The sequence below is a fragment of the Streptomyces sp. NPDC048637 genome (genome assembly GCF_040650675.1).
GTDB lineage: Bacteria > Actinomycetota > Actinomycetes > Streptomycetales > Streptomycetaceae > Streptomyces.
This window is the reverse complement of record NZ_JBEZHQ010000027.1, coordinates 93,095-115,921: the sequence shown is the minus strand read 5'-3', so window position 1 is coordinate 115,921 and position 22,827 is coordinate 93,095. Positions and strand designations below refer to the sequence as shown.

The window sequence follows — 22,827 nt, the reverse complement described above, 5'->3', positions numbered from 1 at the left end:
ACGCTGCCGATCGTCCGACGGGCACGACGGGGCCGCAACCGGAGGGCGGCGTCGGCCGGGCGACGGGTGGGCCCGGCCTTCGTGCGGGCACGGCGGCAGCGGGTGCCGGCCGGGGGCGGCGGCAGTCCCGTCCGCGGCACGGGTCACGGGTCACGGCCGGTGGGCTGACAGGAAGCGCAGTGCGCTGTGCGGGGCATCGGGGGCGAAGGCGTGGGCCAGCGCGCGGGCGGCGTGCCCGGCGGCCTGCGCGGCGCGGGGCAGCATGGCCGATTCGTAGGCGCGTACCGCCGCGTCCGGGTCACCGTTCTCGGCCAGCGCCCGGGCGAGTTCGCAGCCGTCGAGCATGGCGAGGCCGGCGCCCCCGCCGGCGAACGGCGTCATCAGATGCGCGGCGTCGCCGAGCAGGGTCAGGCCCGGGGTATGGAGCCAGGTGTGCGGCACCGGCAGCGCGAACAGTGGCCGGTTGACGAACCCGCCGTCGCTGTCCCGCAGCAGCGCCAGCAGCCGGTCGTCCCACCCGGCGAATCCGTCGAGGAGCAGGGCGCGGACGGCCTCGGCGTCCGTCACCTTCACCCCGGCCTCCAGCGCCCAGTCCTGGGAGCCACGGAACCCGGCATACACCAGGAGGCGGCCACGGCTGTGCCGCCGGGCGATCAGCCCCTTGCCGGCGGAGAGCGCCAGCATGCTGCCGCCCCCGACCAGACGGGCGAGGTGCGGATGGCGGCTGTCGGCGTCCTCGATGCCGGACTCGACGAAGGTGACACCGGAGTAGTGGGGAGTGTCGTCGGAGAGCATCGGCCGCACCCGGGACCAGGCACCGTCGGCGCCGATGACCAGGTCGAAGGTCTCGGTGTGGCCGTCGTCGAACTCGGCCTTGTGGCGGCCGTCGCCGAGCGGATGCAGGGTGCGCAGATAGCGGCCCCAGTGCACGGTCCCGGCGGTGAGGGAGGCCAGCAGCAGACGGCGCAGTCCGTCCCGGTCGACCTCGGCACGGTCGGGCCCGTCGGGGGCGGGCCCGTCGGGGGCGGGGGCATCGTCGAGGAGCACGGTCGCGGTGTGGTCGAGCAGCCGCACCTCCCGGCCCGCGGGGCGGGAGACGGCGGTGAACTCCTCGTACAGACCGGCCGCCCGCAGCGCGGTCCGACCGGTCGTCATCCGCAGTTCCAGGGTGCCGCCTTGCGGATCGACGGCGACCGAAGCCTCATGGGCGAAGACGGTGACCGGTACGCCGCTCCGCTGCAGCACGCGGGCACAGGTCAGCCCGCCGGGGCCGGCGCCGATGATCGCGATACGCGGAGTGGTGGGGTTCATGGCGCTCCTCGGCCGGGCGGAACCACAAGACCCCCTCACCAGAAAAGCATAGTGACCCATAACGTACGATCAATGCACTTTCGGGGTGACTCATCCAAGAAGCGCCGAAAGCCCTTGACGAGCCGTCACCGACGACGGTGCGGCGGAGTGGGCGGGCGGCGAGTGGGTAGGTCGCCCCAGGTCGGGGCCCCAGGGCGCATCGAGAGAGCGGTCGGCCGACAAATGGGATAGTTGACCGTTTACCGAACGTGCGCTTGCAGAATTAGGTATGCCTAACCTAATGTAACGACACGTGTCAACGATCAAACCACCTGCCACTGCACCCCCGGTGCCCGATACGCGTCCCGCCGCGAACGTCCTGCGGCGCATCCCGCTGTTCGTGGCCGGACTCTGTGCGCTGGCGGTCTGTGCCGCCCTGAGCCTCGCCCTCGGCGCCCGCTCCGTACCGCTTTCCACCGTGTGGGACGCACTGACCGGCGCCGCGCACGGGCCGGATGCCCTGGTGGTGACGGGACTTCGGGTGCCGCGGACCGTCGTGGCACTCGCGGTCGGCGCGGCGCTCGGGGTCGCCGGAGCGGTCGTCCAGGGCATCACCCGCAACCCGCTCGCCTCCCCGACGACGCTCGGCATCAACGCGGGCGCGGGCTTCGCGGTGGTCACCGCGATCTACGCACTGCATCTGACCCGGCCCGTGCAATACCTCTGGTTCGCGTTCGCGGGCGCCGCGGCCGCCGCGCTGTTCGCCCAGGCGCTGGCCCGGCGCGCCGGTGACCTCGACCCGGTACGCCTCGCGCTGGGCGGCACCGTGCTGCAACTCGTCCTGCTGTCCTGGACGTCGACGGTCATGCTGGCCAGCAAGCGGTCGCTGGACGAGGCCCGGTTCTGGCTGGCCGGTTCGCTGGCCGAGCGACCGCTGACGGTGCTCTACCCGGTGCTGCCGGCCCTCGTGATCGGTCTGGTCATCGCGCTGGCCCTCACCCCTGCCCTCAATGCCCTGGCACTGGGCGACGATTCGGCGCAGGCACTGGGCGTGCCGGTGTCCCGGATCCGCACCGCCGGCGGCCTGGCCGTCGTGCTGCTCGCCGCGTCCGCGGTGGCCGTGGCCGGTCCGCTCGCCTTCATCGGGCTGGCCGCGCCGCACCTGGTCCGCCAGCTGCTGCGCACCTCCGACCACCGGGTGCTGGTGCCCGGCTGTCTGATCGCCGGCCCGCTGCTGCTGCTCACCGCCGACATCCTCGGACGGCTCGTCATCCGGCCGTCCGAGCTGCAGGTCGGCATCATCAGCGCATTCCTGGGCGCGCCACTGCTGGCGCTGCTGGCCCGGAAGGTGGCCCGATGAACGACGCCGTACGGAGCCGGCAGCCGCTCGGCTCCTCCTCCCTGCCGCCCGCCCCGGCCGCCGGACGCCGGCCCGGACGCGGCCGGACCCCGCTGCTCACTCTCGCCGGTCTGGTGGTGCTCTGCGCGCTGGTGACGGTGTCCGTGGCCAACGGTGACATGCCGCTGCCTCCCGTCGAGGCGGTCAAGGGGCTGTTCGGTGCCGGAAATGCCGGCACGGTACTGGTGGTGCAGGAGTTCCGGGCCCCGCGGATGGCCGCGGCGATCGTCGCGGGAGCGGGCCTGGCCGTGGGCGGCGCCCTGCTGCAGCGGCTGTTCCGCAATCCGCTCGCCTCCCCCGATGTGATGGGGGTGACCGGCGGTGCCTCGTTCGGCGCGGTGGCGATGCTGGCCGCCGGGGCCTCGCAGGCGATGATGCCGCTGGCCGCGCTCGGCGGCGGGCTGCTCGCCGCGGTCCTGCTGGGAGTGTTCGGCTGGCGCTCCGGCACCAGCGTGACCCGCCTGGTGCTGGTCGGACTCGCCGTACAGGCCGGTCTGTCCGCGGCGGTGAGCTTCATGGTCGTCAGCTTCCCCACCGAGCTGGCCGGCTCGGCCCTGCAGTGGACCACGGGCTCGGTGTACGGGCGGACCTGGACCGAAGTGTGGTCCGCGGGCGGAGCGGTGGCCGTGGGCCTCGCCCTCGCCTTCGTCCTGCACCGCCGGCTCGCCGTCCTCGACCTGGGTGACGACTCGGCCGGCACGCTCGGTCTGAACACCCACACCGCCCGGCTGCAGGTCCTGGTCATCGCCATCGTGCTGGCCTCGCTGGCCGCCGCGCTGACCGGCCCGGTCGCCTTTGTCGCGCTGGCCGTCCCGCACATGGTGCGGTTCCTCGCCGGGCCGCCGACCGCCGGGACGCTGGCGCTGTCCGCCCTCGCCGGTGCCGTACTGCTGCTCGCCTCCGACCTGGTGGCGCAGTATCTGCTGCCGGTCAGCGGCCTGCCGGTCGGAGTGGTCACCGCCACTCTGGGCGCGCCCTGGCTGCTGGTGCTGATGATCCGACAGAGCAGTTCCGTGAACAGGAGTGCCCGATGACCGCCAACCAGCTCTCCACCCACGGACTCGACCTGCGCTACGGCGACCGGCTGATCGTCGGCGGCCTCGATCTGGTGCTGCCCGGCGGCGCCGTCACCGCCGTCGTCGGCCCCAACGCCTGTGGAAAGTCGACCCTGTTGCGCGGTCTGACCCGGCTGCTGCCGCCGGCCGCCGGCACCGTCGCACTGGACGGCGCCGATATCCACCGGATGCCGGCCCGAGCGCTGGCCCTGCGGATGGGGCTGCTGCCCCAGCAGCCGGTCACCCCCGACGCGATCACCGTCGAGGCGCTGGTACGGCTCGGCCGCTACCCGCACCAGCGGCTGCTGAGCCCCTGGTCGACGGCGGATCAGCAGGCGGTGGAGGAGGCGCTGCGGCGCACCGGCACCGTGGAGCTGCGCGACCAGCCCGTCGACCAGCTCTCCGGCGGCCAGCGGCAGCGCGCCTGGATCGCGCTCGCGCTGGCGCAGGACACCGACCTGCTGCTGCTCGACGAGCCGACCACGTTCCTCGACCTGCGGCACCAGCTCGACGTTCTCGACCTGGTCGCCGCGCTGCACTCCGAGGCGGGCCGCACCGTGGTGATGGTGCTGCACGACCTCGGGCAGGCCGCCCGTTACGCGGATCATCTCGTGGTCCTCAAGGACGGGCAGCTGGCGGCGGCCGGCGCCCCTGCGGACGTACTCGACGCGGAGCTGGTCAAGTCCGTGTTCGACGTGGACTGCCGGGTGATTCCCGACCCCGAGACCGGCACCCCGCTGGTCGTTCCCAAGGGCAGCGCGAAACGGCACACCTCCGTCTCCGCCTGACCCGCCCGCTCTCCCCCACGAGCACTTCCCTTTCCGCTCCCCCTCAAGGAAGTCCCACCCTCATGTTCTCGAGATCTGCTTTCCCCGGCGGCCGCCGGCTGTCCGCCACCCTGCTCGCCGCCGCCCTGGGCGCCGGGACCCTGACCGCGTGCGGCGGCGGCGCGTCCTCGGACGGCGACGACTCGGCGAAGGGCGGCGCCGGATTCCCGCGCACCGTCAAGAGCGTCCTCGGCGGCTCGGTGAAGATCCCGGCCAAGCCCAAGCGCGTGGTCGTCCTGGACACCGGTGAGCTCGACGATGTCGCCACGCTCGGCATCAAGCCCGTCGGTGCGGTCTCCCCGCACATGAAGTCCGAGGGCGGCTTCCCCTCGTACCTCAAGGGCGAGATCGACGGCGTCAAGGACGTCGGTCCGCTGCTCGAGCCGAACCTTGAGAAGATCGCGATGCTGAAGCCCGATCTGATCCTGTCCTCCAAGGTCCGGCACGAGAAGATCTACGACAAGCTCAACGCCATCGCGCCGACCGTCTTCACCGAGACCACCGGCGGCCCCTGGAAGGCCAATCTGAAGGTCCACGCCAAGGCCCTGGGCCTGGAGAAGGAGGCGGACCGGAAGCTGAAGGAGTACGAGGCCCGGGCGAAGGCGCTGGGCGAGGCCATCAAGAAGAAGAACCACGGCAAGATGCCGTCGGCCTCCGTGGTCCGCTTCGTCGCCGGCCCGACCCGCCTCTACCAGAAGTCCTCCTACAGCGGCGTGGTCCTGAACGACATCGGCCTGGCCCGGCCGAAGTCGCAGAGCTCCACCGACCCGGTCAAGACGATGCTCGACGTCAGCCCGGAGCAGATCGACAAGGCCGACGCCGACCTGGTGTTCGTGACCCTCGCGGACGACCCGGACAAGACCCAGCAGAAGGACGTCACGTCCAACCCGGTCTGGAAGGACCTGCGGGCGGTCAAGGACCACAAGGTCTCCAACGTGCCGGACGAGACCTGGATGTCCGGCATCGGTATCCAGGCCGCCGAGCACATGCTCGCCGATGTGGCGAAGGCCGCCGGCGTGCCGCTGCCGAAGAGCTGAACCGCCAGGGGGTGGGCCGCCGTCCCCCGGCCCGCCCCCGCGGCCCGGCCATGCACCGCCGGGCCGGCCCTGAGTCCCCCGCACCACCCTTGATCCCGAAGGGGTCCCGCTCATGCGGATGTACCTGCTCGCCCTCAACCCCACCGACTCGGTCACCGAGGGTTTTCTCCCCGCCGCCGCCCGCCTCGGTCTCGATGTCACGGTCCTGACGGACCAGCCCGAAGCGCACCGGCGCACCTCCCCCGGCACCGAGGTCCTGGAATGCGACGTCCATGACTTCCGCGCCGTCATCACCCGAATAGCCACCCACCACCCGGCCGCCGCGGTCTTCACCAACAGCGACCATCTGCAGACCCAGGCGGCCCTGGCCGCCGACTACTTCGGGCTGCCCGGCAAGGACTGGCGGGCCGCGCTGCGCGCCAAGAACAAGGCCGAGATGCGCCGCCATCTCGCCGCGGCCGGCGCCGACACCGTGCGGTCCGCGGAGCTCGCGCCCGGCCAGGACCCGTCCGCGCTCACCGCCGCCGCACTGCCCTACCCCTGTGTCGTCAAACCCCGCGAGGGCGTGGCCAGCGAGGATGTGATGCTCGCCGCAGGACCGGAGGAACTGGTGGCGCGCGCCGCGGAGATCCAGGCGCGGCGCCCGCAGGCGGCGCTGGTCGCCGAGGAGTTCCTGGCCGGCGAGCTCTACACCCTGGAGACCCTGGGCGACGGCCGGGTGCGCCATGTGCTGGGCGGCTTCCACACCACGGTCTCCGCACCGCCCACCTTCATCGAGGAGCGGCACGACTTCATCGCCGTCCACCCGGAGCCCGTCGTCACCCAGGTACTGGCCCAACTCGACGCGCTGGGCGTCGGATTCGGCGCCTGTCACACCGAGTTCATGGTGCACGAGGGCCGGGCGCGGCTCATCGAGGTGAACTACCGCGTCATCGGCGACCAGTGCGATCTGCTGCTCGCCCAGGTCCTGGGCATCGAGCTGTTCGAGCACGTCCTCCGTACGCATCTGGGCGAGCCGCTGCCCGCCGGTCTCGGCGCCCGACAGGACGGTGTGGGCCGGGTCGAGTACGCCCTCGCCGACCGGGCCGGGACGCTCACCGCCGCGCCCGCCGCCACCGACCGCGAGGTGGACGGCGTACGGCTGAGCTACCGGCCGCTGCGCGCGACCGGCACCGAGCACCCGCTGTACCGCACCAACCGCGACTACCTGGGCGTCCTGCGGGCCACCGGCACCGACCGGAAGGCCCTGGACCGGGTCGCGGACGGCTTCCTCGCCGACGAGCGCTGGGAGATCACCTCGTGACCACCGCCCTCGACACCACCGCCGGCCCCTGCGCGCAGGAGACGGCCGAGGAGTCCGAGCTGCTGCTGCGGGTGCTGAGCGCGCTGCTGCGGGAGGACGTCGTCGGTCTGCGCACCCGCGGCACCCTGCTGGAGCGGCCGGACGGCCCCTGGCTGCGGCTGCCTTCGACCCCGGACGCCGGTGCCCTGCTGCTGCCACTGGGTCCGGACGGCTACCAGAGCACTTACGCGGCCCGGCTGCCGCTGCTCGTCCGCGAGGCCGACGGCGCGCGGCTGACCTCGGCCGACGAGATCCTCGCCGCCCTGCGGGAGCTCGCCGACCCGGCCGACCGCCCCGGCTTCGACGCGTTCGCCGGGGAGTGCCGGCAGACGCTGGAGACGATGCGGCTGCACGCCCGCACCCGGGACGAGATCGAGCAGAAACTGACAGCACGTCATGGCGCCTCGGCCGGCGACTGGCTGGGCCTGGACGGCGGTCTGGCGTACGACGCCCTGGCCGCGCGCCTCGACCACCCCGTGTACCCGACCGCGCGGGGCCGCTCCGACCTGGACGAGGACCGGCTGCGGGCCTACGCTCCGGAGTTCCGCCCGGACTTCGCGCTGCGCTGGCTGGCCGTGCCGCGGGCCGCGCTCACCGTGGCGGGCGGCGAAGAGGCACTGCCCGGCTGCTGGCCGGCCCCGGCCGAGCTGGGTCTGCCGGACCTCGACGGCAGCCATCTCGCGCTCCCCGTACACCCGTTGACGCTGGGCGAGCCGCTGGACGAGGCGCTGCGCGAGACCGGCCTGGAGCGCGATGCGGTGCTGTCCGGGCGGGCGCTGCTCGGCGCGGTGCCGACACTGTCGATGCGGACCGTGGCGGTGGACGCCGATCCCCGGCTGCATCTGAAGCTGCCGCTGGCCACCGCGACGCTGGGGCTGCGCAACCGGCGCACCATCAAGCCCCGTACGCTCATCGACGGCGCCGAGGGCCAGCGGCTGCTGGAGCAGGTGATCGCCCGTGAGCCGCGGTTCGCGGAGTCGATTCTGCAGGCCAACGAGACGGTGTACGCGCACGCCGGCCATGAGCTGCTCGCCGTGCTGTGCCGGCGCTACCCGGCCGGTCTGGAAGGCAGCGCCGTGGTGCCGCTGGCCGCGCTGCTGGGCCGGGCGCCCGGCGGCCGGCTGGTGATCGACCAGCTCGCCGACCGCTTCTACGGCGGCGATCCGCTGGCGCTGCTGGACGCCCTGCTGACGCTGCTCTTCGACTGGCAGACCACGCTGTTCGGCTACGGCATCGGCCTGGAGTCGCACCAGCAGAACATCTCGCTGGTGCTGGACCGGGCCGCGGACGGGACCCGGCTGCGGCTGCTGTTCAAGGACAACGACGCGCCGCGGCTCCACACCCGGCGGCTGCGGGAGACCCTGGGCGCGGACGCCCCGGACCCCGCCGACTTCGCCGACCCGCGGATCTTCGCCGAGGACGACCGGCCGGTGCTGGACCTGTTCACCACCATCACCGTCCATCTGTGCGCGGGCTCCTACGCCTTCGGGCTGGCCCGGCACGGGCGCGCCCCGCTGGGCCGGCTGCTGGGCCTGGTCCGCGACCGGCTCGCCGAGGCCGTCGCACGGCTGGGCACCGCACCGGGCGAGCCGGGCGCCGCGCTGCGCGCGCACGTCCTGGACGCCCCGGAGCTCCCGGTCAAGGCCATGGTCAGCGCCGGCACCCTGCTGTCGAAGGAGCGTTCCGGCGCGGCCGACATCAACAAGCACTACACCACCGGCCCCAACTATCTGCTGCCGCTGGGGACTTCCTGATGCACACCGCCACCTCCCACCGGGTCGAACCCGCCGCCGTCGAGACCAAGGTCCGTCCGGGTCTCGCCCGCCGCCAGGTGCACGCCGTGGCCGGCTGCTACTTCGTCGCGTCGTTCGCCGCGCTGGGCCTGCCGCCGTACCTCACCGAGATCCTGCCCGAACTGGGCGACGGCGCCGCCCGCTGGGCCGGTCTGCTGTACATCGTGCCCACCATCTTCGGCGCCATCGGTGCGCCGCTCTGGGGGCGGCTGGCCGACCGGTTCGGCCGTAAACGGCTGCTGCTGCGGGCGCAGTTGGGGCTCGCCGCGGCGTTCCTGCTGGCGGGCTGGGCGGACTCGCTCGCCACCTTCGCCACGGCGCTGGTGATCCAGGGTGTGCTGGGCGGCACCTTCGCCGCCTCGAACGGCTATCTGGGGGCGGCGCTGGAGGGCCATGCGCTGTCCCGTGCGCTGACGCTGATGCAGGGCAGCGCCCGTGCGGCACTGGTCTGCGCGCCGATCGTCGTCGGCTCGCTGACGCCATGGCTGTCGCCGCACCGCCAGTACGCCCTGCTGGCCGTGCTGCCGCTGACCGCCGCCGTGATGCTGGCGGCGCTCCCGGAGCCGCCGCGGGTCCGGACCGGCGCACCGCAGGCCGCGACCGCGGAGGTCGACGCGGACGGGACGTCGGCGGTCGAGGCGGCCACGGCCGAGCCCTCCGGGCGCGCCCCCGACGCGTCGCTGCGGGCCCTGTACGCCCTGGAGTTCGCCTTCGTCTTCTCCACCGTCATCTCCTTCCCGTACCTGATCTCCCTGGTCAAGGAGCGCATACCGGGCACCGGACCGATGGTCTCCGGTGTGCTGTTCGCCCTGCCGCACATGTGCTACCTGGTCGCGGCGATCGCGGTGCACGCCCTCTTCCACCGCCGTCCCCGGCTCGGCATCGCGATCGGCTTCGGCTGTATCGCGGTCGGCCTGGCCGGGCACGGCGTCGCCGACTCGCTCACCGCGTTCGTCGCGGTACGGCTGGTGCTCGGCGCCGGCCTCACCCTGGGCCTGGTCTGTATGTCGGTGCTGGCCGCCGACTGCGCCAAGGGCCGCGCCCCGGGCGGGCTGTTCGGCTCGATCGAATTCTTCTCCAAGGCCGGTGCCGTCGCCGCCGGTGTGGCCGCCGCGGCCGGAAACGACTGGTTCGGTCCCACCGCGCCAGTCCTGACCGGTACCGCGATAGCGCTGATCACCGTGCTCGCGACCGCCGTCCCCCGTCTTTCCCGTACTCTCCGCACCCGCAGGAGCCCCCGATGCCCTCGCTGACCAATTCGCCCGGCACCGCCCCGGCCTGTGCCTCCCCCGCCGGTCTGCCCACCGCGGACCAGGCCGTGGCGCACACCCTGCTCAACTGCCTGCTGCGCGAGGTGTCCGGACCCGAGCACCAGACCGCCGTGGACCACGGCCGCCTGCTGCTGCGGCTGCCGCGCCGGGGGGTGCTGCTGCGGGTCGCGCTGCGCCGCACCTCGCTGATCGGCGCGCACCGGTTCACCGGCCCGGTGTCCGAACAGACCGCTGACGGCTGGGCCGAGGTCGGCTGGCGCCGGCTGGCCGAGTATGTGCATGCCGAGCTGTCGTTGCGGACCGGTGTGCACAACGAGGAGTTCCTGGCGCAGATCGCCTCCAGCCACCAGGCCGTCTCCGCGGCACTGGCGGCCCGTACGGAGCAGCGCCCGGCCGCCGCCGAGCACGGGGCGGAGGACTGGCAGACCGCCTATGTCACCTCCGAGCAGTCGCTGATCCTCGGCCACCGCTTCCACCCGACCCCCAAGGCCCGCACCGGCGACCCCACCGCCTGGCAGTCGTACGCGCCCGAGACCGGGGCCGCCTTCCCGCTGCTGCTGCTCGCCGTCCGCGAGGAACTGATCGCCGAGGAAGCGGCCGAGGAGGGTGCCGCCGCCCCGCTGGACGCGCTGCACTCCGAGGTCCCGGACGGCTACCGGCTGCTGCCCGTCCACCCCTGGCAGTACGAGCTGCTGCGCGACCACGCCGGTCTGCAGGAGGCGCTGGACCGCGACGACATCCGCGTCCTGGGTACCGGCGGGGCGCCGTTCGCCGCCACCGCTTCGGTGCGCACGCTCTACGACGGCGACGCGTTCCTCAAGTTCAGCCTGAATGTCCGGATCACCAACTGCCTCCGGAAGAACGCCAGTTACGAGCTGTCCGGGGCGGTGGCACTGACCAGGCTGCTGGCGCCGGCGCTCGCCGATCTCGCCACCCGGTTCCCCGGCAGCGCGGTGCTCCGTGAGCCCGCCTACCGCAGCCTGGCGCTGCCCGGCCCCGACGGCCGCCCGGACACCGAGCTGCTCGAAGGGTTCGGCGTCATCGTCCGCGAGGGCCTCTCCCAGCGGCTGCTGCCCGGCACCACCCCGCTGCTGGCGGCCGCCGTCGCCGACGAGTACCCCACCAGCCCGGCCCATGTCTCCCGCCTCCTGGACGGCGCCGGCCCGCAGGCCGCGCTGGACTGGTGGGCCGCCTACCTCAATCTGCTCCTCCCGCCGGTGCTCGCCGCCTACTTCGACCACGGCCTGGTGCTGGAACCGCATCTGCAGAACGTGCTGGTCTGTGTCGACGGCGACGGGATGCCCGCGCAGGTCCTCTTCCGTGACCTGGAGGGCACCAAGCTGGTCCCCGAGCACCACGCCGAGCTGCTGGCGTCGCTGCCCGGGCAGGTCGCGGCGCCGATGACCTATGACGCCCAGCGCGGCTGGGACCGGGTCGTGTACTGCCTGCTGGTCAACCATGTCGCCGAGATGCTCGCCGCGCTCGCCGATCTGCACCCGGACACCGAGGCGGAGCTGTGGGCGCAGGTCCGCCGCACCCTGCAGACCCATGCGGACCGGTACGGCTGCCCGCCCCGGCTGGCCGCCCTGCTGGCCGGCGTCCCGCTGCCCGCCAAGGCCAATCTGCTCACCCGCTGGGAGCGCAAGGCCGACCGTGAGGCCGGCTATGTCCTGCTGCCCTCGCCGCTGGCCGAAGCCGTCCTCTCCGGCGCCGGGCGCGCCGACGACACCACCCCCTGGAGCGCACGATGACCACCCCCGGCCTCGCCCCCACCCCCGCGGTCCGCGACCGCATCCGGAGCCTGCCGCCCGAGGAACTGCCCGCCTACCTCTACGACCTGACGGCACTGCGCGCGCATCTGGCCGAGGTCCGGGCCGCACTGCCCGAGCGCATCGAGCTGTACTACGCGGCCAAGGCCAACCCGGAGCCGGAGATCCTGGGCGCGCTGCGCCCGTACGTCGACGGCTACGAGGTCTCCTCGGGCGGCGAGCTGACGCATGTCGGCAAGGCCGTGCCCGGTGCCCCGCTCGCTTTCGGCGGGCCGGGCAAGACCCCCGCGGAGATCGCCCAGGCGCTGGAGAGCGGTGTGGAGCGCTTCCATGTGGAGAGCGTGTACGAGCTCCACATGCTCGCGAGCCTGGCCGCCCGGCTCGCCCCGGAACGCCGGATCGCGGTGCTGGCACGCTTCAATCTGCCGGTCGACGACGGTTCCCTGGACGGCAGTTCCCTCGCCATGGGCGGCCGCCCGACCCCCTTCGGGCTGGACCCCGACCAGGCCGGTGAGGTCGTCGCGCTGCTCACCGACGGCACCTACCCGCACCTCGAACTCCGCGGTGTCCACGCCCACTTGGCCAGCGGCCTGGAGGCACCGGAGCAGCTGGCCGTGGCGGAGTCCATCGTGGCCTGGGCCACCGCGCTGGCCGCGGAGCACCCATTCCCCCTCTCCGAGGTGGTCGTCGGCGGCGGGATGGGCGTCGACTACGCCGACCCGGAGCGCCGTTTCGACTGGACCGCGTACGGGGCGGGGCTGGCCCGGCTCGCCGCGGCGCACCCCGAACTCACTCTGCGCATCGAGCCGGGCCGGGCGCTCACCGCGTACTGCGGCTGGTACGCCACCGAGGTACTGGATGTGAAGCACAGCCACGGCGAGGAGTTCGCCGTGGTGCGCGGCGGCACCCACCATCTGCGGACCCCCGCGACCAAGGGCCACGACCAGCCCTGCACGGTGCTGCCGTCCGACGCGCCCTGGCCGCACCCCTGGCCGCGGTCGGCGGCACAGAGCGGTCTGGTCACCGTGACCGGGCAGCTGTGCACCCCGAAGGACGTCCTCGCCCGCGCGGTCCCGGCGCCGGGGCTGCGGGCCGGCGACCGGGTGGTGTTCGGTGTCGCCGGGGCGTACGCCTGGAACATCTCGCACCATGACTTCCTGATGCACCCGCGCCCCGGCTTCCACTACCTCGGCGCCGCGGAGCCCGGCGCGGCAGAGGAGGCCTGAGATGCTGCGGCCCAACGAGGTCCGGCACAAGCTGGGTGCGGGCGAGGAGGTGTACGGGCTGTTCAGCACGCTTCCCGAGCCGACGATGGTGGAGATGATCGGCTGTGCCGGGTATGACTTCGTCATCCTGGACACCGAGCACACCCTCGTCGACCCGCAGCGGCTGGAGAACCTGATCAGGGCCGCCGAGACGACCGGGCTCACCCCCTTCGTCCGGGTTCCCGAGGCCGACCCCGGCGCCGTGCTGCGCGCCCTGGACGCCGGGGCGATGGGCATCGTCGTCCCGCACGTCCGCGGGCGCGCGGACATCGACGCCACGATCCGGGCCGCCCGCTACGCCCCCGAGGGGATGCGCTCCCTCAACGGCGGCCGCGGCCCCGGCTTCGGCCGGATCGACCCGGCCGAGTACCTCCGCCGGGCCAACGCGGAGATCATGGTCATCGCGCTCGTCGAGGACGCCGAGGGGGTCGAGGCGATCGACGAGATCCTCGCCCCCGGCGGCGTCGACCTCGTCCTGCCCGGACCCGGCGATCTCTCGCAGTCCTACGGGGTGCCCTGGCAGGTCCGCCACCCCCGCGTCCAGGAAGCGGTCCGCACCCTCCGCGCGGCCTGCGCCCGCCACACCGTCCCCTTCTGCGCCATGTCCACCACGCCGGAGCGCCGCGCGGAGTGGCGCGCCGACGGTGTCACGGCGTTCGTCGTGGGCGAGGACCGGGATCTGACGGCGCGGGCGCTGCGCGGGCATCTGGTGCGGACCGCGGGGCGGGAGTGACGGCAACACCATCGGCGGTACCTGCCGGGGCCTCGGGCGGGAACGGATGACGGGGTAACCGATCATCCGAAGGAGCTGAGCGGGACATGGACCGGAACACGGCATTCTTGATCGCGGGAGCGGGGCTGGCCGGCGCCAAGGCCGCGGAGACACTGCGCAAGGAAGGCTTCGACGGCCCGCTCGTGCTGCTCGGCGACGAGCGCGAACGTCCGTATGAGCGGCCGCCGCTGTCCAAGGGCTATCTGCTGGGCACCGCCGAGAAGGAGTCGGTCTACGTCCATCCGCCCCAGTGGTACGCCGAGCACGACGTCGAGCTGCGTCTGGGCCAGCCCGTCACCGCCCTCGATCCGGCCGCACACGAGGTGACCCTCGCGGACGGCAGCCGGCTCGGCTACGCCAAGCTGCTGCTGGCCACCGGCTCCACCCCGCGTCCGCTGCCGGTGCCCGGCGCGGATCTGGGCGGGGTCCACTATCTGCGGCGGCTGGCGGACAGCGACCGTCTGAAGGAGGTCTTCCGGTCGGCGTCCCGGGTCGTGGTGATCGGCGCGGGCTGGATCGGCCTGGAGACCGCGGCCGCCGCGCGTGCGGCCGGTGTCGAGGTGACCGTGCTGGAGACCGCGGCGCTGCCCCTGCTGCGGGTCCTGGGCCCCGAGGTCGCCCGGATCTTCGCCACGCTGCACACCGATCACGGGGTCGAGCTGCGCTGCGGCACCCAGGTCGCGGAGATCACCGGCACGGGCGGTGCGGTGGACGGCGTCCGGCTGGCCGACGGCAGCCTGATCGGGGCCGATGCAGTCATCGTCGGTGTCGGGATCACCCCCAACAGTGAGCCGGCCGCGGCGGCGGGGCTCAAGGTCGACAACGGCGTCGTCGTGGACGAGCGGCTGTGCTCCTCCCACCCGGATGTCTTCGCCGCCGGCGATGTCGCCAACGCCTACCACCCCGTCCTGGGCCGGCACCTGCGCGTCGAGCACTGGGCCAACGCCCTCCACCAGCCGCAGACCGCCGCCAAAGCCATGCTGGGCCAGGACGTCCGCTACGACCGGCTGCCGTACTTCTTCACCGACCAGTACGACCTGGGCATGGAGTACACCGGCTACGTCGAACCGGAGGGCTATGACCGGGTCGTCTTCCGCGGGGACCCCGGCGCCCGTGAGTTCCTCGCCTTCTGGCTCTCCGAAGGGCGGGTGCTGGCCGGGATGAATGTGAACGTCTGGGACGTCACCGAGGAGATCCGGGCGCTGGTGGCGAGCGGGCGGGCCGTCGACCCCGGGCGGCTGGCCGATCCGGACGTACCGCTGACCGGACTGCTGACCTGAGCGGCGGGCCGCCGCCCGGTTCTCACGGAGCGCCGCGGGCGACTGTGTGGGCGCCGTAACGACTGGTGATCGCTTGACGTGACACCTGGTTAACGGGCCGTTCGTAGGGTCGGAGCGAGCATCCGACCACGAAGGGGACCGTCCGTGACCGCACCGGAACCGCTGGCAGAAGGCATCACGCAGGTGCGGACGGCGTGCTCGTACTGCGGGGTCGGCTGCGGGATCGTGCTGGATGTCGCGACGGAACCGGAGGGGCGGCGGACGGTCCGCAAGGCGGCCGGTGACAAGGCCCACCCGGCGAACGGCGGGCGGCTGTGCACCAAGGGCGCGACCAGCGCCGAGCTGCTCGCCGCGCCGGGGCGGCTGTCGGCCGCCCTGGTGCGCGCGGACCGCGGCGACGAGCCGGTGGCCGAGGCGATGGAGGCGGCGATCCAGCAGACCGCCGGGCGGCTGCGCGCGATCGTCGACGAGCACGGCCCGGATGCCCTCGCCCTGTATGTGTCCGGGCAGATGACGCTGGAGGCCCAGTACCTGGCGAACAAGCTCGCCAAGGGATTCGTGCGCACCCGGCACATCGAGTCCAACTCACGGCTGTGCATGGCGAGCGCGGGCAGCGGCTACAAACTGTCGCTGGGCGCGGACGGCCCGCCCGGCTCGTACCAGGACTTCGAGCATGCCGACGTCTTCTTCGTCATCGGCTCCAACATGGCCGACTGCCACCCGATCCTCTTCCTGCGGATGAGGGAACGGGTGAAGGCGGGCGCCAAGCTGATCGTGGTCGATCCCCGCCGTACCGCCACCGCGGCCAAGGCCGATCTGTTCCTGCAGATCGAGCCGGGGACGGATCTGGCGCTGCTGAACGGTCTGCTGCATCTGCTGGTCGAGAACGGCCGGGTCGACACGGAGTTCATCGCCGAGCACACCGAGGGCTGGGCGGCCATGCCGGCCTTCCTCCAGGACTATCCGCCCGCGCGGGTCGCGGAGCTCACCGGGATTCCGGAGGCGGACCTCCGCCGGGCCGCCGAGTGGATCGGTGCGGCGGATGACTGGATGAGCTGCTGGACCATGGGTCTGAACCAGAGCACCCATGGCACCTGGAGCACCAATGCCCTGGTCAACCTGCATCTGGCGACCGGTGCGATCTGCCGCCCCGGCAGCGGCCCGTTCTCGCTCACCGGCCAGCCCAATGCGATGGGCGGCCGCGAGATGGGCTACATGGGGCCGGGGCTGCCCGGACAGCGGTCGACGCTGGTCGCCGAGGACCGTGCCTTCGTCGAGGAGCTGTGGGGTCTGGAACCGGGGACGCTGCGGACGGACGGGCCCGGCCAGGGAACGGTCGAGATGTTCCAGCGGATGGCGGACGGCGACATCAAGGCGTGCTGGATCATCTGCACCAACCCCGTCGCCTCGGTCGCCAACCGCCGGACGGTCATCGAGGGGCTGGAGGCCGCGCAGTTCGTGGTCGCGCAGGACGTCTTCGCGGAGACCGAGACCAATGCGTACGCCGATGTCGTGCTGCCCGCGGCCATGTGGGCCGAGTCCGAGGGCGTGATGGTCAATTCGGAGCGCAATCTGACGCTGGTGCGCCAGGCCGCGGATGCGCCGGGCGAGGCCTGGCCGGACTGGCGGATCATTGCGCGGATCGCCTGCGCAATGGGCTACGAGGACGCCTTCACCTACCACAGCGCGGAGGAGATATTCGAGGAGATCAAGCGCGCCTGGAACCCGCAGACCGGCTATGACCTGCGCGGGGTGACCTACGAGCGGCTGCGGCACACGCCCGTGCAGTGGCCCAGCGCGGCCGTCGACGGGCCCGACCGCAATCCGGTGCGCTACCTCAACGACGGCGTCAGCCAGACCCTGGACGAGCGGCCGGACGGCACCCGCCCCCGGCTGTCCTTCCCCACCGCGACCGGCCGGGCCGCCTTCTTCGCCCGTCCGCATCTCCCGGCGGCCGAGATGCCCGACGACGACTACCCGTACGTGCTGAACACCGGTCGGCTGCCCCACCAGTGGCACACCCTGACCAAGACCGGCAAGGTCGCCAAGCTGAACAAGCTCAACCCCGGTCCCTTCGTGGAGCTCCATCCACAGGACGCGGAGTCGCTGGGCCTCGCCGACGGCGACCTGGTGGAGGTCGCCTCGCGGCGCGGCCGGGCGGTGCTGCCCGCCGTGGTGACCGACCGGGTACGGCCCGGCGACTGCTTTGCGCCCTTCCACTGGAACGACCTGTTCGGCGAGTACCTCAGCGTCAACGCGGTGACCCATGACGCGGTCGACCCGATCTCCTTCCAGCCCGAGTTCAAGGTCTGCGCGGTATCACTGGCCCGGGTCGCGGCCGCGCCGGGGCAGCCGCAGGGCGGGGCGGGCTCGGGGCGGACGGACGGCGCGGCCGGGGCCGGTGCGGACCAGAGCGGCAACCCGGGCGGGGCGACAGCGGTGCTGGCCGGGGTGTTCCAGCTCGGCGAACCCGCCCCGCCCGTGCTGGCCGCGCACGAACGGCGCTATCTCTCCGGCTTTCTCGCCGGGCTGGACTCCGGGCCCGCCGTCGGCACTCCCGTACTGCCTTCGCACGCGCCGTTCAGCCCGGAGAGCGCGCTATGGGTCAACGGCGTACTGGCCGGGATGTTTTCGCGCGCTCCAGCCCCCCGGCCGGCGACGGCGGCGGACCCGGCGGAGGTTCCCACCGAAGCGGCCGACGCCCCGCCCGCCCGTACGGTCATCGTCCTGTGGGCCTCCCAGACCGGCAACGCGGAGGAGGTCGCGGCCGACACGGCCCGGCGGCTGACCGGCAGCGGACAGGCGGCGACGCTGCTGAGCATGGCCGACAGCGCACCGACGGCCCTGCCACGCGGCGCCGATCTGCTCATCGTCACCAGCACCTTCGGCGACGGCGACGCCCCCGACAACGGGACGGGCTTCTGGGAGACCCTCAACGCGCCGGACACCCCGCGGCTGGACGGGATGCGCTACTCCGTCCTCGCGCTGGGCGATTCCTCGTACGACGACTTCTGCGGCCACGGCCGCCGGCTCGACGCACGGCTCGCCGAGCTGGGCGCGGAGCGGCTGGTGCCCCGTACGGACTGCGAACCGGACTACGAGACGCCGGCGGAGCAGTGGCTCGACCAGGTCCTCACCGCCCTGGGGGCCGGCACCGAGCCGGACAGCCATACGGAACCGGACGCCCGCGGGGAGGCGGGCCCCTCGGCCGTCACACCGGGGGCGGTCCCGGCTCCCGCGGCACCGGACCGGCAGCCGGGCGGCGCCGCCCGGCCCTCCAAGGCCGCGCCCGCCACCGCCCGCCTCGTCGGCAATGAGCTGCTGAGCCGTGCCGGGGCCACCAAGGAGGTGCGGCAGTTCACCTTCGACACCCGGGACGGCGCGGGCGCCCCCCTGGACTACGAGGTGGGGGACGCGCTCGGCGTGCTGCCGCGCAACTGCCCGGACCTCGTCGCGGAGTGGCTGGCCGTCACCGGTCTCGATCCCGCCGCCACCGTCGACCTCACGGGCCCGGGCACAGTGCCGCTGGGCGAGGCCCTGCACCGCCATCTGGACATCGCCAGGATCACCCCCGCGCTGCTCCGGCTGGTCGCCGAACGCACCGGTGACCGGGTCCTCAAGAAGCTGCTGCGGCCCGACAACAAGGGTGAGCTGGCCCAGTGGACCTGGAGCCGGCAGGCCGTCGACGTCCTCGCCGAATACCCGGTCCGGGCCGGTGCGGCGGAGTGGGCCGGGCTGCTCCCCCGCCTGCAGCCCCGGCTGTACTCCATATCGTCGAGCCCGCTGACCGATCCCGGTCTCCTCCGGCTGACGGTCTCCGTGGTCCGCTACGAAAACCGCCAGGGCCGCCCGCGCAAGGGCGTGGCCTCCACCTTTCTGGCCGATGCCGAGCCCGGCAGCCCGGTACCGGTCTTCGTCCAGCGCACCGCCCACTTCCGTCCGCCGGCCGATCCGGCCACCCCGATGGTGATGGTGGGGCCCGGCACCGGGGTCGCCCCCTTCCTCGGCTTCCTCGACGAGCGGCGCGCCCGCGGCCACCGCGCCCCCAACTGGCTCTTCTTCGGCGAACAGCGACGCGCCACGGACTTCTACTACGAGGATGCACTCGACCGGCTGCGCCGCGACGGGCTGCTCACCCGGCTGGACGCCGCGTTCTCCCGCGATCAGCGGGCCAAGGTCTACGTCCAGGACCGGATGCGCGAACACGGCGCCCAGCTGTGGTCCTGGCTCCAGGACGGCGCCCACTTCTATGTGTGCGGTGACGCGTCCCGGATGGCCAAGGATGTCGACCGTGCGCTGCGGGACATCGCCGTCGCGCACGGCGGCCACTCGGAGGAGACGGCCGCCGGCTACGTCAAACAGCTCGCCGCCGAGAAGCGCTACGTCCGCGACGTGTACTGAGACGTACCGAGAGGCGTTCTGAGGGGCCCGCCCACGAGAGGCGTTCTGAGGGGCCCGCCCACCCGCAACGCTCCGTTCCGACCCTGCCGTTCGCGCGCCCATGGGTTGATTTCTTGAACGGGCCGACCTCGGGCATCGGACGGACGATGGAGAGGAAGGAGAGCGCTATGACCCTGATGACCACTGACGCCACGACCACTGACGCCACGACCGCTGACGTCAAGACCGCTGACGCCATGACCACCGAACCGGAGCCCAAGGGGCCGGGGCCGGTGCCGAGCGAGCCCGAACCGGTGCCGCACGACCCGGGCCCCGGCGAGCCGGTCCCCGCCGCGCCGGAACCGGACGAGCCGGGCCCGGCCCCGGAGGAGCCACCCGGCGCGGAGCCGGGCGACCACCCGGCGCCCGAGCCGCCGGACTGACCCCGGCGCGGCCACCCCGGGCCCACCGCTTGACCGCCCCGGACCGGGCCGCTGCCGCACTGCGCCCGCCGGAGACACGCCCGATGCACGCCACCTTGATGAGGAGCTGAGCATGCACGACGGGGAAACCCCGGCAGGGACGACGGCGGCGCCGGGGCCCCTCGACACCGCCGAGCTGCAACGGCTCGACGCCCACTGGCGGGCCGCCAACTATCTGTCCGTCGGGCAGATCTATCTGATGGCCAATCCGCTGCTGGAGACGCCGCTGCCGCTCCAGCAGGGTGCGCGCCAGGGCCCGCTGCCCGCCGCGGGGGCGCGCCCTCGTACCGGCGGATCACGTCGTTGAGGGAAGTGCCGGCCACGCTCTGTCCTCCGTCGTTCCGGTGGGGGGGCCGCAGTCACCGTCCCCGGTCCGCGCGGCGGGAAACAGCCACTGCTCCGTGGGGCGCAACGGCGCCGCGCCGTATGCGTGGCCGGACCCGGGCGGCTGCGCTCGCGACGGCGGTCCGACTGACGACGGGGAGGCCACGCTTGTCCCGGCACACTGATGCTGCACCGCACTCCACCGGCCGGCCGGACCGGCACCACGGGAAGGACACGGAGGACGCCAGGACCGCGGTCACCGTTTTCGTGGCCCTCGGCGCCAATCTGGTGATCGCCCTGGCCAAGCTGGCCGCGGCAGCTCGACGAGACGGTGGTTGCCGGGCGCGAAGGGCACGAGGCCAAGCAGCAGGAGGACATGGAGTGACGTGCGGGGCGCCGCAGGTGCTCCCCGCTCCCGCGTCCGGGTGGTGCGCGGTGCGGCGGGTCCGTTCGCCTCCCGTGTCGCCGGGCGTTCCGGGGCGTCGCACAGTGAGGAGGTGTCCTGCGGAGTCCGTGCGTCTCAGGTCGCATGGCGGGCGCAGGACCGGCAAGAAGACCAGCATGCCGCGCGGAACGGGCGCCGGGCGCCCGGCCGCGGAAGAGCGACGCGTGAGGAGCTCATGACGGTGCGACAGCCACCAGGACCGCCAGGCCCCACCCATCCGGACCCGGTCCCGCCCACTCCGGGTCCGGGCCCCGGGCCACCAGGACCCACGCCGGGCCCGGGGCCCGGCCCGGTCCCCGCACCCGGCCCCGATCCGGTGCCCCCTGCGCCACCGCGCCCCGAGCCGGACCCGGTCCCGCCCCATCCGGCACCGCCGACACCGGGACCGGAGCCCGGCCCCGCGCCCGATCCGCTCCCCGCACCGGGCACCGCAGGGCGGGCCTAGGGAGACACCCTTAGGGCTTGCCCGATGGGTCAGGAACGCCGCGGACCCGGCCATGACCCATCGGGCAGGCCCTAGTCACCGGGCAGGGCCTTGAGGCAGCCGTCGGCACTCGCCCGCCGGACAGCCCTGGTCCGCCCGGCACTGATCCCGCCTCCGAGGAGCCGTCACCCGGTCCGGGGCCATACCGGGTGCGAGGCCGGGGGCCACCCCCGTACACGCCGGAGTTCCGCGGGGACTCCCGCACCGCGCTGATGAGGCATTACCGGCAATCCCGCGGTCCGTGGTTAGGCTCGGCGGGTGCGGAATGCGGAGGAGTGCGCCGAGGGTGCGGGACCGTTCATCACCCGGCTGACCTGGCGCCTCGAAGAGGGCGGCACCGCCGTCTGGGAGTCGCGGGCGGCCCGCAAGCGCGGAACGCTCGCCGTACGGCCCGCGGGGGCCGCCGAGAGCAGGGCGCGGCGGGCCGGCGCCGCGTCTCTCGACCGGCTGCGCAGGCTCAACGGCGTGGCCGCGGTCTCCTTCACGATCGGCGGGACCCTCTTCGCCCTCGGCGCGGCGCTCGCCCAGCTCAGCACGGAGCGCCCCACCACGAGCGCCACGATCTACTTCATCGGCGGGGCGTTCTTCACCCTGGGCGGCTATGCCTCACTCGTTCAGGCCATCAACGCGCCGCGCCGGGAGAGCACGGCCGGGACGCTGACCACGCACCGCTTCCGGTGGTGGAGCTATGAGCCGGGCCGGATCGACTGGCTGAGTACGTTCGTGCTGTTCGCGGGGACGCTGGTGTTCGGCGTCAACCTGCTGGATTCCTTTCTGCAGGGGCTCACGACCCAGCAGCTGAACCGGCTGGTCTGGGCGCCCGACATGATCGGCTGTCTGTTGTTCCTGATCTCGGGTCATCTGGCGATCGCCGAGATCTGCCACGGCCGGCCGTGCATCCACCGGCGCAGCCTCGGCTGGTGGATCGTCGCGGTCAATCAACTGGGTTCGGTGCTCTTCATGGTGTCCGCGGTGGCCGCGTTCACCCGTCCGGAGACCGGCAGTGAGGTGAACGTCGGCATCGCCAACTGGGGCACTCTCACGGGAGCCCTGTGCTTCTCGGTGGCCGGTGTGCTCCAGGCATTCGAACGTCCCTGACATGCGGCTGACCGGTCCCTGTGCAAACGTGGAATTCACTGCAAGGTCGCCGGTGGGTCCGGTACGGACGGCCAGGTTTCTCAAGTGAGGAGTGACCCATGGCCACTCAGAAACAAAACGTGAGCGGATGGACGGCATTCGCCGCAGTCCTGATGATTTTCGGTGGCGCGATGGCCTTCCTGGAAGGCATCTCCGCCATCGCCAAGGACGATGTTTTCGTCACCACGCGGAACTACGTCTTCTCCTTCAACCTCACGGGCTGGGGCTGGATCCATCTCATCCTGGGCATCATCATCCTTCTCGCGGGCGTGGCACTGCTCTCGACCGGGGCGATGTGGGCACGGATCATCGGTGTGATCCTGGCCGGCCTGGGTGCGCTCGCGAACTTCCTCTGGATTCCGCACTACCCGTTCTGGGCCATCGTGCTGGTCGCCATCGACATCTTCATCATCTGGGCGCTGTGTACGGACAACCACCGACACACCGCGACCCGGTGAGCTGAACCCCTCCGGCA

16 protein-coding genes and 1 pseudogene are annotated in these 22,827 nt (G+C 72.9%); 16 read left to right on the top strand and 1 reads right to left on the bottom strand.

Going from position 1 to position 22,827, the window contains the following annotated elements:
* Positions 1 to 150 precede the first annotated feature (150 nt).
* Positions 151 to 1,311 (bottom strand): NAD(P)/FAD-dependent oxidoreductase, encoded by a 1,161-nt coding sequence (locus AB0C46_RS28605; protein WP_362831297.1) that lies wholly within the window; start codon positions 1,309 to 1,311, stop codon positions 151 to 153.
* A 328-nt stretch (positions 1,312 to 1,639) separates the two neighbouring features.
* Here AB0C46_RS28605 and AB0C46_RS28600 point away from each other — a divergent pair, with 328 nt between their 5' ends.
* The 16 genes and pseudogenes from AB0C46_RS28600 (at position 1,640) to AB0C46_RS28525 (ending at position 22,810) form a co-directional block, all read left to right on the top strand.
* The gene (locus AB0C46_RS28600) at positions 1,640 to 2,650 is read left to right on the top strand and encodes an iron ABC transporter permease (protein WP_362831295.1); all 1,011 of its coding nucleotides are present in this window, start codon (positions 1,640 to 1,642) and stop codon (positions 2,648 to 2,650) included.
* The gene (locus AB0C46_RS28595) at positions 2,647 to 3,723 is read left to right on the top strand and encodes an iron ABC transporter permease (protein ID WP_362831293.1); all 1,077 of its coding nucleotides are present in this window, start codon (positions 2,647 to 2,649) and stop codon (positions 3,721 to 3,723) included. Before AB0C46_RS28600 ends, AB0C46_RS28595 begins: the two co-directional genes overlap by 4 nt.
* Complete coding sequence (locus tag AB0C46_RS28590; protein ID WP_362831291.1) at positions 3,720 to 4,532, top strand: ABC transporter ATP-binding protein; 813 nt, start codon at positions 3,720 to 3,722, stop codon at positions 4,530 to 4,532. The genes AB0C46_RS28595 and AB0C46_RS28590 overlap by 4 nt, the downstream gene beginning before the upstream one ends.
* A 62-nt stretch (positions 4,533 to 4,594) precedes the next feature.
* Positions 4,595 to 5,608: an iron-siderophore ABC transporter substrate-binding protein gene (locus AB0C46_RS28585; protein WP_362831289.1), complete on the top strand. Its 1,014-nt coding sequence runs from the start codon at positions 4,595 to 4,597 to the stop codon at positions 5,606 to 5,608.
* 112 nt (positions 5,609 to 5,720) lie between these two features.
* Positions 5,721 to 6,911, top strand: coding sequence for an ATP-grasp domain-containing protein (locus tag AB0C46_RS28580; protein WP_362831287.1), 1,191 nt, complete (start codon positions 5,721 to 5,723; stop codon positions 6,909 to 6,911).
* Positions 6,908 to 8,704 carry an IucA/IucC family protein gene (locus AB0C46_RS28575; RefSeq protein WP_362831285.1) on the top strand — a complete coding sequence of 599 codons (1,797 nt, stop codon included), beginning with the start codon at positions 6,908 to 6,910 and terminating at the stop codon, positions 8,702 to 8,704. Before AB0C46_RS28580 ends, AB0C46_RS28575 begins: the two co-directional genes overlap by 4 nt.
* Positions 8,704 to 9,996, top strand: coding sequence for an MFS transporter (locus AB0C46_RS28570; protein WP_362831283.1), 1,293 nt, complete (start codon positions 8,704 to 8,706; stop codon positions 9,994 to 9,996). The genes AB0C46_RS28575 and AB0C46_RS28570 overlap by 1 nt, the downstream gene beginning before the upstream one ends.
* Positions 9,984 to 11,765, top strand: coding sequence for an IucA/IucC family protein (locus AB0C46_RS28565; protein ID WP_362831281.1), 1,782 nt, complete (start codon positions 9,984 to 9,986; stop codon positions 11,763 to 11,765). The genes AB0C46_RS28570 and AB0C46_RS28565 overlap by 13 nt, the downstream gene beginning before the upstream one ends.
* Complete coding sequence (locus AB0C46_RS28560; protein ID WP_362831279.1) at positions 11,762 to 13,009, top strand: type III PLP-dependent enzyme; 1,248 nt, start codon at positions 11,762 to 11,764, stop codon at positions 13,007 to 13,009. The genes AB0C46_RS28565 and AB0C46_RS28560 overlap by 4 nt, the downstream gene beginning before the upstream one ends.
* A 1-nt stretch (position 13,010) precedes the next feature.
* A complete protein-coding gene (locus AB0C46_RS28555) occupies positions 13,011 to 13,781 on the top strand; it encodes an aldolase/citrate lyase family protein (RefSeq protein WP_362831277.1) in 771 nt (256 codons plus the stop codon).
* 86 nt (positions 13,782 to 13,867) lie between these two features.
* Entirely contained in the window at positions 13,868 to 15,100 is a 1,233-nt protein-coding gene (locus AB0C46_RS28550; RefSeq protein ID WP_362831275.1) for an FAD-dependent oxidoreductase, read from the top strand.
* A gap of 144 nt (positions 15,101 to 15,244) precedes the next feature.
* Positions 15,245 to 19,501, top strand: a complete 4,257-nt coding sequence (locus AB0C46_RS28545) for a bifunctional nitrate reductase/sulfite reductase flavoprotein subunit alpha (RefSeq protein ID WP_362831273.1) — start codon at positions 15,245 to 15,247, stop codon at positions 19,499 to 19,501.
* 167 nt (positions 19,502 to 19,668) lie between these two features.
* Complete coding sequence (locus AB0C46_RS28540; RefSeq protein ID WP_362831271.1) at positions 19,669 to 19,923, top strand: hypothetical protein; 255 nt, start codon at positions 19,669 to 19,671, stop codon at positions 19,921 to 19,923.
* A 112-nt stretch (positions 19,924 to 20,035) separates the two neighbouring features.
* Positions 20,036 to 20,191, top strand: a pseudogene (locus AB0C46_RS28535) (hypothetical protein); the annotation flags it as partial.
* Positions 20,192 to 21,473: 1,282 nt separating this feature from the next.
* Positions 21,474 to 22,313 (top strand): hypothetical protein, encoded by an 840-nt coding sequence (locus tag AB0C46_RS28530; protein ID WP_362831269.1) that lies wholly within the window; start codon positions 21,474 to 21,476, stop codon positions 22,311 to 22,313.
* Between the two features lie 98 nt (positions 22,314 to 22,411).
* Positions 22,412 to 22,810 (top strand): hypothetical protein, encoded by a 399-nt coding sequence (locus tag AB0C46_RS28525; RefSeq protein ID WP_362831267.1) that lies wholly within the window; start codon positions 22,412 to 22,414, stop codon positions 22,808 to 22,810.
* The last annotated feature ends 17 nt before the right edge of the window (positions 22,811 to 22,827 follow it).

Coding starts and splice junctions, on each gene's coding strand:
- AB0C46_RS28605 (WP_362831297.1), bottom strand. CDS start 1,311: ATGAACCCCACCACTCCGCGTATCGCGATCATCGGCGCCGGCCCCGGC.
- AB0C46_RS28595 (WP_362831293.1), top strand. CDS start 2,647: ATGAACGACGCCGTACGGAGCCGGCAGCCGCTCGGCTCCTCCTCCCTG.
- AB0C46_RS28590 (WP_362831291.1), top strand. CDS start 3,720: ATGACCGCCAACCAGCTCTCCACCCACGGACTCGACCTGCGCTACGGC.
- AB0C46_RS28585 (WP_362831289.1), top strand. CDS start 4,595: ATGTTCTCGAGATCTGCTTTCCCCGGCGGCCGCCGGCTGTCCGCCACC.
- AB0C46_RS28580 (WP_362831287.1), top strand. CDS start 5,721: ATGCGGATGTACCTGCTCGCCCTCAACCCCACCGACTCGGTCACCGAG.
- AB0C46_RS28570 (WP_362831283.1), top strand. CDS start 8,704: ATGCACACCGCCACCTCCCACCGGGTCGAACCCGCCGCCGTCGAGACC.
- AB0C46_RS28565 (WP_362831281.1), top strand. CDS start 9,984: ATGCCCTCGCTGACCAATTCGCCCGGCACCGCCCCGGCCTGTGCCTCC.
- AB0C46_RS28560 (WP_362831279.1), top strand. CDS start 11,762: ATGACCACCCCCGGCCTCGCCCCCACCCCCGCGGTCCGCGACCGCATC.
- AB0C46_RS28555 (WP_362831277.1), top strand. CDS start 13,011: ATGCTGCGGCCCAACGAGGTCCGGCACAAGCTGGGTGCGGGCGAGGAG.
- AB0C46_RS28550 (WP_362831275.1), top strand. CDS start 13,868: ATGGACCGGAACACGGCATTCTTGATCGCGGGAGCGGGGCTGGCCGGC.
- AB0C46_RS28540 (WP_362831271.1), top strand. CDS start 19,669: ATGACCCTGATGACCACTGACGCCACGACCACTGACGCCACGACCGCT.
- AB0C46_RS28525 (WP_362831267.1), top strand. CDS start 22,412: ATGGCCACTCAGAAACAAAACGTGAGCGGATGGACGGCATTCGCCGCA.